Source organism: Arthrobacter sp. APC 3897, from assembly GCF_030407495.1.
In the GTDB taxonomy this organism is placed as follows: Bacteria; Actinomycetota; Actinomycetes; order Actinomycetales; family Micrococcaceae; genus Arthrobacter_B.
This window is the reverse complement of sequence record NZ_JASDDG010000010.1, coordinates 49718-63292: the sequence shown is the minus strand read 5'-3', so window position 1 is coordinate 63292 and position 13575 is coordinate 49718. Positions and strand designations below refer to the sequence as shown.

General features: G+C 66.7%; 14 protein-coding genes. All 14 read right to left on the bottom strand.

The genetic code is table 11. The annotated features are described in order from the left end of the window. Positions 1-31: 31 nt before the first annotated feature. The gene (locus QMA10_RS06730) at positions 32-907 is read right to left on the bottom strand and encodes a GNAT family N-acetyltransferase (protein ID WP_356834041.1); all 876 of its coding nucleotides are present in this window, start codon (positions 905-907) and stop codon (positions 32-34) included. A gap of 4 nt (positions 908-911) precedes the next feature. After that, positions 912-2078 carry a flavodoxin-dependent (E)-4-hydroxy-3-methylbut-2-enyl-diphosphate synthase gene (gene ispG, locus QMA10_RS06725; protein ID WP_290167057.1) on the bottom strand — a complete coding sequence of 389 codons (1167 nt, stop codon included), beginning with the start codon at positions 2076-2078 and terminating at the stop codon, positions 912-914. A 111-nt stretch (positions 2079-2189) separates the two neighbouring features. Further along, entirely contained in the window at positions 2190-2480 is a 291-nt protein-coding gene (locus tag QMA10_RS06720) for a YciI family protein (protein WP_290167056.1), read from the bottom strand. Between the two features lie 25 nt (positions 2481-2505). Then, positions 2506-2988, bottom strand: coding sequence for a hypothetical protein (locus tag QMA10_RS06715; RefSeq protein WP_290167055.1), 483 nt, complete (start codon positions 2986-2988; stop codon positions 2506-2508). Beyond that, positions 2988-3683, bottom strand: a complete 696-nt coding sequence (locus QMA10_RS06710; protein ID WP_290167054.1) for a MarR family transcriptional regulator — start codon at positions 3681-3683, stop codon at positions 2988-2990. The genes QMA10_RS06715 and QMA10_RS06710 overlap by 1 nt, the downstream gene beginning before the upstream one ends. Positions 3684-3770: 87 nt before the next feature. Then, a complete protein-coding gene (locus tag QMA10_RS06705) occupies positions 3771-5117 on the bottom strand; it encodes a site-2 protease family protein (protein WP_290167053.1) in 1347 nt (448 codons plus the stop codon). A 38-nt stretch (positions 5118-5155) separates the two neighbouring features. Further along, positions 5156-6400, bottom strand: a complete 1245-nt coding sequence (dxr, locus tag QMA10_RS06700; protein ID WP_290167052.1) for a 1-deoxy-D-xylulose-5-phosphate reductoisomerase — start codon at positions 6398-6400, stop codon at positions 5156-5158. Positions 6401-6637: 237 nt separating this feature from the next. Continuing rightward, the gene (locus tag QMA10_RS06695; protein ID WP_290167051.1) at positions 6638-7312 is read right to left on the bottom strand and encodes an NAD(P)H-binding protein; all 675 of its coding nucleotides are present in this window, start codon (positions 7310-7312) and stop codon (positions 6638-6640) included. A gap of 94 nt (positions 7313-7406) precedes the next feature. Further along, a complete protein-coding gene (locus QMA10_RS06690) occupies positions 7407-8204 on the bottom strand; it encodes a CoA ester lyase (protein ID WP_290167098.1) in 798 nt (265 codons plus the stop codon). A gap of 46 nt (positions 8205-8250) precedes the next feature. Beyond that, a complete protein-coding gene (locus QMA10_RS06685; RefSeq protein ID WP_290167097.1) occupies positions 8251-8745 on the bottom strand; it encodes a MaoC family dehydratase in 495 nt (164 codons plus the stop codon). A gap of 31 nt (positions 8746-8776) precedes the next feature. Continuing rightward, positions 8777-9418 carry a CoA transferase subunit B gene (locus QMA10_RS06680; RefSeq protein WP_290167050.1) on the bottom strand — a complete coding sequence of 214 codons (642 nt, stop codon included), beginning with the start codon at positions 9416-9418 and terminating at the stop codon, positions 8777-8779. Between the two features lies 1 nt (position 9419). Beyond that, entirely contained in the window at positions 9420-10196 is a 777-nt protein-coding gene (locus QMA10_RS06675) for a CoA transferase subunit A (protein ID WP_290167049.1), read from the bottom strand. A gap of 68 nt (positions 10197-10264) precedes the next feature. Then, positions 10265-11440 (bottom strand): acyl-CoA dehydrogenase family protein, encoded by a 1176-nt coding sequence (locus QMA10_RS06670; RefSeq protein WP_290167048.1) that lies wholly within the window; start codon positions 11438-11440, stop codon positions 10265-10267. Further along, positions 11433-13574: a biotin carboxylase N-terminal domain-containing protein gene (locus QMA10_RS06665; protein ID WP_290167047.1), complete on the bottom strand. Its 2142-nt coding sequence runs from the start codon at positions 13572-13574 to the stop codon at positions 11433-11435. The genes QMA10_RS06670 and QMA10_RS06665 overlap by 8 nt, the downstream gene beginning before the upstream one ends. Position 13575: the final 1 nt, after the last annotated feature.

The following is a 13575-nucleotide window of genomic DNA, read 5'->3' as shown; positions in this document are numbered from 1 at the left end:
GGTGATGCGTCTCACGCGAAATCACCGGGCGTCAGAAGAGAATAGTGGCGAAGGTGCCAACCTGTTCAAACCCCACGGCTTCATATGTTGCACGGGCAGGCGTGTTATAGGAGTTGACGTACAGGCTGACGAGCGGTGCCACCTGCCGGGCTGCCTCAACTACGGCTGACATGTACGGAGCGCCAAGCCCCCGTCCGCGGTAGGCGGGGTTCATCCACACACCCTGGATCTGGACGGCACTGCTGGAGACCGTGCCGAGTTCCGCTTTGAAGATCACCCGCCCCGAAGCATCGAAGTCCACCAGGGACTGCCGGCGGGCGATGAGGGACTTGACCCGCTGCCGGTAGTGGTGGCTTCCCCCGGAGACGGGCGAGTAGCCCACTTCCTCTTCGAACATGGCAGCGCACGCGGGCAGGAGGACGTCCAGCTCCGACGGCTGGGAATAGCGCAGCCCCGGAGCAGGCTGCACCTTGGACACTCCGGTCATCTGCAGCAGAGGCTGGTCACTGCGCACATCGAAGGGCCGGGGGCTGGCATGCTGCAGTTCCGACCAAATGGACAACACCGCTTCCGCCGGTCCGAAGATCGAGGAGTAGTTGTTTCTGGAACGGCCAAGGAACCGGCCGATCTCGGGACCGTTCTCCGCCGTGACGCCCACCGGAACAATGTTCACTCCCGCCCAGCAGGCTGCGCTGAGTTCCCCGCCGTCGAACATGCCGACAATCCGCCCGCCGGCGGAGGTGGGTGCGGCCGTGCCTGTCGCCTCGAGATGGGACAGCAGGAAAATGTTGGCCACCGGGTCCTGCCCGGCGAGCTCCCGGAGGGCGTCGGTGTCAGCCCTGCCCAGAATGCGGAGCTCACCGGCCGCACCGCCGCGGACGTCGAGTCCGCGGCGGTCAGTTGTCACGGCTTTAGCCGACTGTAACCATGGGGCCACCCGTGCCAGCATTTTCGCCATCGGACTCCCCCATGCTCTCTGCGATCTTCATAGCTTCTTCAATGAGGGTCTCAACGATCTGGTCTTCGGGAACAGTCTTGATGACTTCCCCCTTCACGAAGATCTGGCCCTTGCCGTTGCCGGAGGCCACCCCGAGGTCAGCTTCCCGGGCCTCGCCCGGTCCGTTGACTACGCAGCCCATGACCGCGACGCGGAGGGGAACTTCCATGCCCTCGAGTCCGGCTGTGACCTGCTCTGCGAGAGTGTACACGTCCACCTGGGCACGGCCGCAGGACGGGCAGGACACGATTTCCAGCTTCCGCGGGCGCAGGTTCAGCGACTGCAGGATCTGGTTGCCCACCTTGATTTCCTCCACCGGCGGGGCCGACAGGGAGACGCGGATGGTGTCGCCGATGCCCTTGGACAGGAGCGCACCGAAGGCGGTTGCGGACTTGATGGTTCCCTGGAACGAGGGACCGGCTTCGGTCACGCCCAGGTGGAGCGGCCAGTCGCCGCGTTCCGCCAGCAACTCGTAGGCACGCACCATGACCACCGGGTCATTGTGCTTCACTGAAATCTTGAAGTCGTGGAAGTCATGCTCTTCGAAGAGGGACGCTTCCCAGACTGCAGATTCGACCAGCGCCTCGGGGGTCGCCTTGCCGTACTTGGCCAGCAAACGGGGATCCAGCGAGCCGGCATTGACACCGATGCGGATGGACGTTCCGTGGTCCTTGGCCGCCTGCGCGATTTCCTTGATCTGGTCATCGAACTTGCGGATGTTGCCCGGGTTCACCCGAACCGCGGCACAGCCGGCGTCAATGGCCGCGAAGACATACTTCGGCTGGAAGTGGATGTCTGCGATCACCGGAATCTGGGACTTCTTCGCGATGATCGGCAACGCCGCGGCGTCATCGGCGCTGGGGCAGGCGACACGCACGATGTCACAGCCGGACGCCGTCAGCTCTGCGATCTGCTGCAGGGTGGCGTTGATGTCCGTGGTTGGCGTTGTCGTCATGGACTGGACGCTGATGGGGAAATCGGATCCGACTCCAACTGAGCCCACTTTGATCTGACGGGTTTTTCGCCGCGGGGCCAGGGTGGGCGGCGGTGCTGCTGGCATTCCAAGGTTGACCGAGGTCAAAACGTCCTCCATGTGCCTTTTCGGCATGTATTCGGCAAAAGCGCGGTACGGATCCGCGCTAGTCCATTATCCACCCGGACAAGCGCCGGGAGTACGAATATCGTTCAGGGCTTAGACGAGATGCGCGAAGGCGCCCACTGCCGGTGACCACTGAGTGGTTTTCATTCCGGAAATGGCCCCCACCGAAGCGAAGGGATCCTGTTTGAGCAGGGAGAGCAGGTCCGACTCGTCTTCAGCGGTGAAAATCAGCAGTGCTCCCGCTCCGTCCGCGAACGGACCCGATGCCAGGACGCGGCCCTCCTCCACCAGACCGGACAGCCACTCGCGGTGGCGGGGGCGGTGCTCCTCGCGGATGGAGTTGGAATCGGCGTCGTACACGTATTCAACTGCGAAAATGCTCATTGACCCAGCCTAAGGGATGCGTTTCTCACAGCAGGAAGGCGCGCGCTGCGGTGGCGACCGCCACAGCCCACAGCATGGAGGTGAGGGTGCCGATGATGAAACGCTCGGCCGCTGCGGGTGTTTCCTTCAGCTCGGCATACCGCCCCAAGCCCTTGATAGCCACCACGTAAGCGATGGCGACCGGTTCGGAGGCGAGGATGGCACCCGCGACGGCGAGCCGTTCCAGGACACCGATGACCAGTCCGCCGCGGAGCACGGAACCCGGAACGGGGCTGCCCGACCGCAGCCCGGGAGCGGCACTGGACCCCGGCGGCCGGATCACGCCCGGATCTGCCCGGCTGCCCGAGGCGAGTTCCGCATCGAGGTTTTGATCGGCAGCCGGATCTGCTTCGGAGAACGGAGGGCCGGAGTTTTCCACGGCCCGGGCCAGCCTCAGCACTGCGGCGGTAACGGGCCACCCGCCTGCTGCGGCTGCCAGCAGAGCCAGGACAACCCACACGAAGTCCATCACCGGAGCGCCCCTTCGCCGCTGGTTGGCCCAGATCCAATGCTTGGGCGTGCCGGGTCCTCAAGACGTGCCGGGTCCTCAAGACGTGCCGGGTCCCGGGAACCGGCCTGTTCATCGGCGCGGGCCAGCAGCACCGCCGCCGCGGGACGGGCAGCCCATTCTTCCTGCCACCCGGCCCGTGCCGTGGTTTTACCCACGGACTGCGGGCTGATCCCGAGCTTGCGCGCCGCTGCGCTCTGGGCGCCCCAGATTCCGGGCTCCACATGCTCCAGGATGCGCCACTGTTCCGGGGTGCGGTCCCGGATCAGCCGTCCGATCAGTACCAGAACGGCTTCGGCGTCAGCTGCTCCGGGCGCCCCTGCCACTGCCAGGGGCGGGCGGTCGCCGGTTTTCTTGGCCCGGTCCACTGCTTCACGCGCTGCCACGAAGGCCGGTCCTGAGGCTTCCCGGGTGCTGGCCGGCAGCGGCAGGTCAACCGCGCCAACGCCGATCCCCACCGACCAGTGGCCGCTGCGCAGGGCGATGAGGGCGGCCTCCACCGCTGCACCGGCATCATGGGTGATTCCCTGGACTTCATCGCCGACGGATCGCTCAAAGGGCCGGTCCATTGGCACCTCCGCCAACAGCTCCAGCAGGTCCGGCACCCGGTCACGGCCCTTGCGGCTGCCTTTTTGGTCGATCGTCAGCACAAACATGTTGAAACCGTATGCGGTTGTAATTGAAATAACAACCGTTTTCGGATTCAATTTCCGGGCAGCCGGCGCCAACGCACGGCGCGGGCACTAGTTGAAGAGGCTTACCGGTTTCACGATGTCCGCGTAAATCAGCAGCACGCTCATCCCCATCAGCAGGGCGAACACCACGTACGTGACCGGCAGCATTTTCGCCAGGTCAAAATGCCCCGGGTCCGGCCGCTTGAACACCTTCGCCGCCCGCCGGCGCAACCCTTCCCAGAGGGCTCCGGCCACGTGGCCGCCGTCCAGCGGCAGCAGGGGAATCAGGTTGAAGACGAACAGTGCCAGGTTGACGCTCGCCACCAGGCCAACGAGGGTGGCCACTTTGCTGGCTACCGGAACTTCCTCGAGTGCCGAGATTTCGCCGGCGATCCGGCCCACGCCCACCACGCTGATCGGCCCGTTCGGGTCCCGTTCCTCCGAGGAGAATGCCGCCTGGGCCACGTCCACCACGCGCTGGGGCAAATTAATGACCACCCCTGCAATGCTGCGCAGGTTGTCCCCCACTGCAGGCAGGACCGCGCTGCCCGGCTGCCGGACCAGTTCGGTGGCCGCAGCCACGCCAATGAATCCAACTTCCCTGGTGACCGGGTTGCCTGCGTCATCGGTGACGGGAGCGCCGTCGTCGTCCGTGACGGGACGTTCGGTGAGCAGCGGCGTGATCGTGGTGTCCTGCTCGACGCCGTCGCGCAGGTAGGTGACGGGTACCGGCCGGCCGGCTGCTTCCCTGATGCGCGCCGAGAGGTCGTTCCAGCCGTCCACCGGCTGTCCGTCGAAGGCGATGATGGTGTCTCCGGGCAGCAGCCCCGCGTCATAAGCGGGGGCGGCCGGATCCGCGTCGGTGCACTCCGTCTGTCCCTGTGCCGCCTGGTCGGACGTGATGACGCACTGGTTAACCTCGGCGAGCCGGGTGGTGCTCTGCGCCGTGCCGAACCCCATGAGCAGCACGGCGAAAAGCACGACGCCGATCAGCAGGTTCATGAAGGGCCCGCCGAGCATGACGATAATGCGCTTCCAGATTGGCAGGTTGTAGAACATGCGGTTTTCGTCGCCGGGCTGCAGCTGCTCGGCGGCCGCTGCACGGGCATCAGTGGCCAGCTGCTGGAACATGCCGGTACTTGATGTGCGCACCGTGCCGTCGCCGTCGTCGGCCTTGTTCGGCGGGTACATGCCCACCATGGACACGTACCCGCCCAGCGGCAGCGCCTTGACGCCGTATTCTGTTTCGCCGCGGCGCCGGGAGAACACCGTGGGACCAAACCCGATCATGTACTGCGTCACCCGGACTTTGAAGGCCTTCGCCGGCACCAGGTGCCCCACCTCGTGCAGGGCAATGGACACGGCGATGCCCACCGCCACGAACAGGACGCCCAGGATGAAGAGCAGAACGGTCAACGGTTTTCCTTAGGTTCAGCGGAACTGGGGGTCATGGGTTAGCGTCCGCACCGTTTCCGTGCGGCCGCGCGGGCCCACTTCTCGGCGGCCAGCACCGATTCCAGCGTCAACGGCGCGGTGTCGGTGTGTTCAGCCAGTACGGCGGCGATCGTATCAACGATGTCTGTGAATCCGATGAGACCGTCATGGAAGGCGTCTACGGCTTCTTCATTGGCGGCGTTGTACACGGCCATGCCGGTTCCGCCGGCGGCCGCCGTGTGCTTGGCCAGCGCGACGGCGGGAAAAGCCTCCTCATCCAGCGGCTCGAACGTCCACTCCGCGGCCTTGGTCCAGTCGCACGCTTTTGCGGCTCCCGGAACACGGTGCGGCCAGCCCATGCCCAGGGCAATCGGCAGGCGCATGTCCGGCGGCGAAGCCTGGGCAATGGTGGAGCCGTCGACGAACTGCACCATGGAGTGCACCACTGACTGCGGATGAACAACCACGTCGATCTTCTCCAGCGGGACATCGAAGAGCAGGTGCGCCTCAATGACTTCCAGGGCCTTGTTGACCATGGACGCCGAATTGGTGGTGACCATCCGGCCCATCTTCCAGGTGGGGTGGGCCAGCGCCTGGCCGGGGGTGACATTCTCCAGCTCTGAGCGCTTCATGCCGCGGAACGGCCCGCCGGAGGCCGTGACAATCAGCCGGTCCACTTCTTCGGGTGCGCCGGAACGAAGTGCCTGGGCCAGCGCGGAGTGTTCGGAGTCCACGGGTACCAGCTGGCCCGGGGCGGCGGCCTTCTTGACCAGCTCGCCGCCGACGATCAGGGATTCCTTGTTGGCAAGGGCCAGGAGGTGACCGGCGGCCAGGGCTGCCAGGGTGGGTTCCAGCCCGATGGAGCCCGTGATGCCGTTAAGGACTACTTCGGCCTCGGGCCAGGCGGCAATGGCGGTGGCAGCGGAAGGACCGGTGAAGAGCTCCGGATCGTAGCCCGTCACGCCGGCCCCGCGGGCGGCCTCCTGCACAGCTTTGTGCAGGGTGGCGTTGTCCGTCAGGGCACAGCCGACGGCGGCGGCCCGGGTGTGGACGGCCTGCCGGGCCAGCAGCTCCAGGTTGGACCCCCCGGCGGCCAGCGCAACGATGGTGAAGCGGTCCGGGGCAGCGTCCGCCACGTCAATGGCCTGGGTCCCGATGGATCCGGTGGACCCCAGAAGCACTACCCGGCGGGGCACGCCCTCCGTGCCGCCGAAGGGGCGGGCGGTGGCTGCGGACGGGGTGCCTGAAGTTTCTGGAAGCTGCATGCTTCCAGTATCGCGCACCGTCCGGGTCCGGGAGGTGTGGGTCCCGGACCCCACACCAATCCTTCGTGCAGATAGCGGGTTCATTTATGGGCGTTCAGCCCGAACAGGCTCCCGATCCGCACGAAGGATCTTGGCAAGGTCCGTTATCTGCACGGAGGATCCGGCACGGGCGGCGAGGGAGCAGCTTTGGCGGGTTCCTGCTGCTGCCGCGGGCCCATCCGCAGCGCAGGAATGCCGCTAGAGCGCAACTGGCAGCGACGCCACGGCATCCGGGATGTTCGACGTTCCGGACACCACTTCCAGGATCTGCCGGCCCCCGCGGCCGCTGTTGACCAGCTCGGCCAGGACCGCGGCTGCGTCATGCCGGGGAATACTGCCCTCCTCCACCGACGGCGCCAGATCCACCCTGCCCAGCGCCGGGCCGTTCGTCAGCCTGCCGGGCCGGAGGATGGTCCATTCCAGATCCCGGGTCACCAGGTCTTCTTCGGCCGCCAGCTTTGCGGTGAGGTAGGCGTACATGACGTCATCCAGGCCCTCCGGCCGGGCACCGTCCCGGACCGCGTCCAACCCCACGGAGGAGATCTGCACGAACCGGGCCACGCCGGCCTGCTCTGCGCCCTCGGCCAGGAGCACAGCGGCGCCCCGGTCAACCCTGTCCTTCCGCTCTGCCCCGCTGCCCGGCCCCGCACCCGCGGCGAACACGGCTGCATCGGCTCCGGTCAGCACCTGGATGACATCGTCCAGGATGCTGTTCTCCAGGTCGATCACCACCGGCGCCACGCCGTCCGCCTCGAGGTCCGCCGCCTGATCCGGGTTGCGGATCAGGCCGGCGACATCATGGTCGCGGGCCACGAGCAACCGGCCCAGTTCGCGGGCAATCTGTCCATGGGCTCCTGCTATGACTATGCGCATCTTTCGAAGGTAGCGCAGCACACCGCAGGTGTCCCGGGTGGACAGCGCAAACCGGGCTCACACAGTGCAGTCGTTCACAGGGACAGGGGCAGGATCAGCGGCCCGCCCGGTCCAGCGTTTGGCGTGCCTGCTTCAGCAGCGGGCCGTCGATCATCTCACCCCGGAAGTTGAAGACCCCGCCGTGGTTGGCGGCTTCGGCAATCACGTCTGCAGCGTAAGCCACCTCATCCTCGGACGGGGCATAGGCTGCCCGCACGGAGGCCACCTGGCCGGGATGGATACAGGCTTTGGCGGCGAACCCGGACGCCGCGGCGTCGCGTGCTTCCGCTTCCAGGCCCTGTGTGTCACCAATGTTCCCGTAGATCGAGTCGATGGCACCCTTGCCGAACGCGCCGGCGGCCAGCAGCACCGCTGCACGGGCGTGCCGGGCAACGCCCCGGTAGGTACCGTCCGGGCCGCGGCTGGAGTCTCCGCCCAGGGAGGCCATCAGATCCTCTGCGCCCCACATCAGTGCGGCAACACAGGACAGCTGGGCAATCTCCGGCGCCCGGACCACGCCCAGCGCGGTTTCCAGGAGCGCGACGACGGTGAAGTCGGCGAGCGCTTCCCCCATCGCGGACGCGTCTTCGGATTTGGCCACCATCAGGGTCCGGTACGGTGTCCGGCGGACGGCCGCCAGATCCTTTTCGAAGTCTTCGGTTCCCACGGGGTTGACGCGCACCATGGTGGTGGCCGGCTCAAGGGTGGAGGCGATGAGGTTCCTGCGGGCGGCTTCCTTGTCTGCGGGAGCAACGGCGTCTTCCAGATCCAGGATGACCGCGTCCGCCCGGTCCGCTGCCTTTGCGAACCGTTCCGGCCGGTCGCCCGGGCAAAAGAGCAGTGCTGGTCCCATGGAAAATGTGGTCACGCGGAGATCTCCTTCAGTTTGGTTCGTTGCTTCAACCTATCTCAGCGCCCGTTCCGGCGGCCCGGGTCCACACCAGCGCGGTCCGGGTGCACCGCCCCACCACTTTGCCGTCCTGGTTCCTGCCCGTGTGGGCCAGGGTGACAATCCCCTGCCCCGGCCGGGAGCCGGAGAGCCGCTTGTCCAGCACCTCGGTTTCCGTGTACAGGGTGTCCCCGTGGAACAGGGGATGCGGGAAGCTGATATCCCCCAAACCCAGCTGGGCTACGAGCGTGCCCTGGGTCAGCTGACCCACGGATTGTCCCACCATGGTGGCCAGGGTGAACATGGAGTTCACGAGCCGCTGCCCAAACGGCTGGTCCGCACTGTAGGCGGCGTCCAGGTGCAGGCCCTGGGCGTTCATGGTCAGGGTGGTGAACAGAACGTTGTCCGCTTCGGTGACGGTGCGCCCCGGCCGGTGCCGGTACACCGTCCCCGGCTCGAACTCCTCAAACCAGAGACCGCGCTGTTCAACCACCCTTGGCGCCATGGCCAGCTCTTCGGTGCCGGCGTCCGGTTCCTCATACGTCAAGGAGAACCTCCAGGGGTGCACCTGTGGCCGCGACAACCTCATCCACACTCACTCCGGGCGCGGTCTCGCGCAGGATCAGCCCCTCCGCGCCCACCTCAATGACGGCAAGGTCGGTGACGATCAGGTTCACGCAGGCCCGTCCCGTCAGCGGCAGGGAACACTCGGAGACAATTTTCGGATTGCCGCTGCGGTCTGTGTGGTCCATCATCACGATCAGCCGCTTGGCGCCGAACACCAGATCCATTGCGCCGCCCATGCCCTTGACCATCTTCCCCGGAATCATCCAGTTGGCGAGGTCCCCGTTGGCGGCTACTTCCATGGCCCCCAGCACGGCCACATCCACGTGTCCGCCGCGGACCATGCCAAACGACGCCGCGGAATCGAAGAACGATGCGCCGGAGTTCACCGTCACCGTTTCCTTGCCGGCGTTGATCAGGTCCGGGTTCAGGTCCTCTTCCAGCGGATAGGGCCCGACGCCGAGCACCCCGTTTTCGGAGTGCAGCACCACTTCCACTCCCTCGGGAATGTAGTTGGGAATGAGGGTGGGCATGCCGATGCCGAGGTTGACGTACTGGCCGTTTTCCAGTTCGCGGGCCACCCGGGCGGCCAGTTCTTCACGGGTCAGGGCCATGTCAGGCCTCCTTCGGGGACGCTGCGGCGGCGGGACGGACAGTTCGCTTTTCAATGCGTTTTTCTCCGGGTCCCACCTCCACCACGCGCTGGACGAAGATTCCGGGGACGTGGACGGATGCCGGGTCCAGCTCTCCGGGTTCCACCAGCTCTTCAACTTCCGCGATGGTGATCTGTCCTGCCATGGCGCAGAGCGGATTGAAGTTCATGGCGGTGGCGGAGAAGACCAGGTTTCCGTGCCGGTCCCCCTTCCAGGCATGCACCAGGGCGTAGTCCGGGGTGAGCGATTCTTCCAGCACAAACGGGGCGTCCCGGAAGGTGCGCACCTCCTTGGGCTCCGATGCCTGCACAACCGCACCGCCGGCGTCGTACTTCTGCGGCAAACCGCCCTCGCTGACCTGTGTGCCTACGCCGGCGCTGGTGTAGAAAGCGGGGATGCCCGCGCCGCCGGCGCGCAGCTTCTCGGCCAGCGTGCCCTGGGGGGTCAGGACGACTTCCAGTTCCCCGGCGAGGTACTGGCGGGCGAACTCCTTGTTCTCACCCACGTAGGAGCTCACTGTGCGGCGGATGCGGTGATCGGCGAGGAGCCGGCCCAGGCCCCAGTCATCCACGCCGCAGTTGTTGCTCACCGTTTCCAGATCGGTGGCCCCCTGATCATGCAGGGCGTCAATCAGCGCCACGGGAATCCCGCACAGCCCGAAGCCGCCCACGGCGAGCGACGCGCCGTCGGGGATGTCGGCCACGGCTTCGGCCGCCGTGGCTATCACCTTGTCAATCATCAATGTGTCCGTTCGTTAATCGTCCTTGACCAACCTGCCGTGCACTCCAGCAGAGTGTTCCGCCTATCCTAGAGCCCCAGTTCGCGGGCAATGAGCATCAGCTGGACCTCGGTGGTGCCCTCGCCGACCTCCAGGATCTTGGAATCGCGGTAGTGCCGGGCCACGCGGTACTCGTTAATGAACCCGTAGCCGCCGAAAATCTGCGTGGCGTCGCGGGCATTGTCCATGGCCGCCTCACCGGCAACCAGCTTGGCCATGGCAGCCTGCGTCTTGAACGGCTTGCCGGCCAGCATCCGCGCCGCGGCGTCATAGTAGGCCAGGCGGGCGGTGTGGGCGCGGGTCTGCATCCGGGCAATCTTGAAGGAAATGGCCTGGTTGGTGCCGATGGCTGCACCGAACTGTTCCCGTTCCCGCGCGTACCGCAGTGACTCCTCCACGCAGCCCTGTGCTGCTCCCGTGGCGAGGGCGGCGATGGCGATGCGTCCTTCATCGAGGATCTGCAGGAAGTTCGCATAGCCGCGACCCTCTGCACCGAGCAGGTTGGCTTCCGGGACACGCACGTTGTCCAGCGTCAGCGGATGGGTGTCCGAGGCGTTCCAGCCCACCTTGTTGTAGGCCTTTTCCGCGGTGAATCCCGGTGTGTCGGTGGGGACCAGGATGGTGGAGATCTGCTTTTTGGTCCGGGTTCCGCCCTGCCCGTCCGGGATTTCGGAGCTGCCGGTCACAGCGGTGACGGTGACCAGGCGCGTGATGTCGGTCCCGGAGTTGGTGATGAACTGCTTGCTTCCGTTGATCACCCATTCCCCGTTGTCCCGCTCAGCCCTGGTCCGGGTGCCGCCGGCATCGGATCCGGCTTCGGACTCCGTCAGGCCAAAGCCGGCGAGGGCTTCACCGGAGGCAAGCACCGGCAGCCACTGCTGCTTCTGCTCCTCGGTGCCAAACCGGTAGACGGGCATGGCGCCCAGGGAAACCCCGGCCTCCAGGGTGATGGCCACCGACTGGTCCACCCGTGCCAGCTGCTCCAGCGCCAGTGCGAGGGCAAAGTAGTCCCCGCCCATGCCGCCGTATTCTTCCGGGAAGGGCAGCCCGAACAGGCCCATCTCACCCATCTGCGCCACCACCTTGTAGGGGAAGCTGTGCTCCTCGTCGTGCTGGGCGGAGACGGGGGCCACCACGGTGTCCGCGAAGTCACGGACCATGTCCACCAGGTCCTGGTAGTCCTCACTCAGTTCAAAATCAGGCATGTCCTGCTCCTTCGAGCGGTTCGGCGGTCCCGGCGGCGGAAGCTGCGGCCGGGGATGCTGCGGGTGCTTCGGGTTGTGCGGGTGCTGCAGGGTCTGCGGGTACGGCCGGATCCGCATCAGGCGTTACGACGGCCAGCACCTGATCGGCCTTGACCAGGTCGCCGGGGCGCAGGTTCAGGGAGACGACGCCGTCTGCCGGAGCAACAAGCTGGTGCTCCATCTTCATGGCTTCCACGCTGAGCAGCGGCTGGCCGGCGGTGACCCGGTCACCGTCGGCCGCTGCCACGGCCACCACGGTTCCGGGCATCGGCGAGCGCAGCACCGGATCGGCGGCGCCTTCGGCCCGTCCGGCGGCCGCCCGGTCCGCAGCCAGCAGCTCGGCCCGGGACCGTCGCCGCAGGGGTGCGGCATAGCCGGCGTCGGCGGTCCACAGGACCGTCCCTGCGCCGTCCGCGCCGGGCAGGGAGGCCAGCATCAGCGGATGGACGACGCCGTCAAGCGTCACCAGCGCACGGTTCCCGTCCCGGCGCAGCGAGGCCAGCCGCTCGGGACCGCCGTTGACGGTGACCGCGGCGTCGGAGGCAACGCCGCGGAGGATGACGACGTCGTCGGGCAGCTCGGGATCCGCCGCGGCGAACATGAGGGTCAGCGCTGCCCGGGCTCCGGACCGCCAGCCGTCGGCCCGGTCCCAGGGAGAGGCACCCGCTGCCAGGTCCGCCGCCGTCGCCAGTGCTGCGGCAGCCAGTTCAGCCTCTCCCGGCCGGCGGAACTCCAGATCGGGAAGCTTACGCTCGATCATGGTGGTGTCCAGGCGTCCGGCCCGCACGTCCGGGTCATTGATGAGCAGGCGCAGGTATTCAATGTTGGTGCCGATGCCCAAGACAACGGTCTGTGCCAATGCCGCGTCCAGCCGTCGCAGGGCGGTGTCCCGGTCCGGTCCCCAGGCAATGATTTTCGCCAGCATCGGATCGTAGCTGGACGACACCTCCAGGCCGGGCAGCAGTGAGGAGTCCACCCGGATGCCTTCCCCCGCCGGCTCCTGCAGGACATGCACCCGCCCGGAGGTGGGCAGGAAGTCACGGGCGGGGTTTTCCGCGTAGACGCGGGCCTCCACGGCATGCCCGTCCAGGCGGATTCCGGACTGGTCAAGGGTCAGCTTTTCGCCGGCGGCAACGCGCACCTGCCATTCCACCAGATCCAGTCCGGTCACCATTTCCGTCACCGGGTGCTCCACCTGAAGCCGGGTGTTCATCTCCATGAAGAAGAACTCGCCGGGGGCCGCATCGGAGACCAGGAACTCCACCGTGCCGGCACCGGTGTAATCCACCGACCGGGCAGCTTCACAGGCGGCTTCGCCGATCCGGGCACGCGTGGCCTCATCCAGCAGGACCGAGGGGGCTTCCTCAATGACTTTCTGGTGGCGGCGCTGCAGCGAGCATTCCCGCTCCCCCAGATGAATGACGTTCCCGTGCGTGTCTGCCAGGATCTGGACCTCGATGTGGCGGGGCACCGCGATCAGCCGTTCCAGGAAGAGGGTGTCATCGCCGAAGGCCGAGGCCGCCACCCGGCGTGCGGTGGGCAGCACTGACGGGAGCCGGTCAGCGCGTTCCACCACGTGCATGCCCTTGCCGCCGCCTCCGGCGGAGGGCTTGATCAGCAGCGGGAACCCCACGTCCGCCGCGGCGGCAATGAGCTGTTCATCACTCAGGCCCGGCTCCGCGATGCCGGGAACCACGGGGACCCCGTGGGAGGAAACATGGTTCTTGGACCGGATCTTGTCCCCCATGAGTTCCAGGGCCTTCACCCCGGGGCCGATGAACACAATTCCGGCCTCGTCCAGGGCGCGGGCAAAATCCAGGGACTCGCTGAGGAAGCCGTAGCCGGGGTGGACGGCCTGCGCGCCGGTGGCCCGGCAGGCGGCCAGGACGGCATCGGCATTGAGGTAGCTTTCCCGGGGTGCGGCCGGCCCGAGCCGGACGGCCACGTCTGCTTCGCGCACGTGGCGGGCATCGGCGTCGTCGTCGCTGTACACGGCAGCGGAGCGGATGCCCATCCGCCGCAGGGTGGCGATGATGCGGCAGGCAATCTCGCCGCGGTTGGCTACCAGGACGGTGTCAAACAGCTGTTCGGTCATT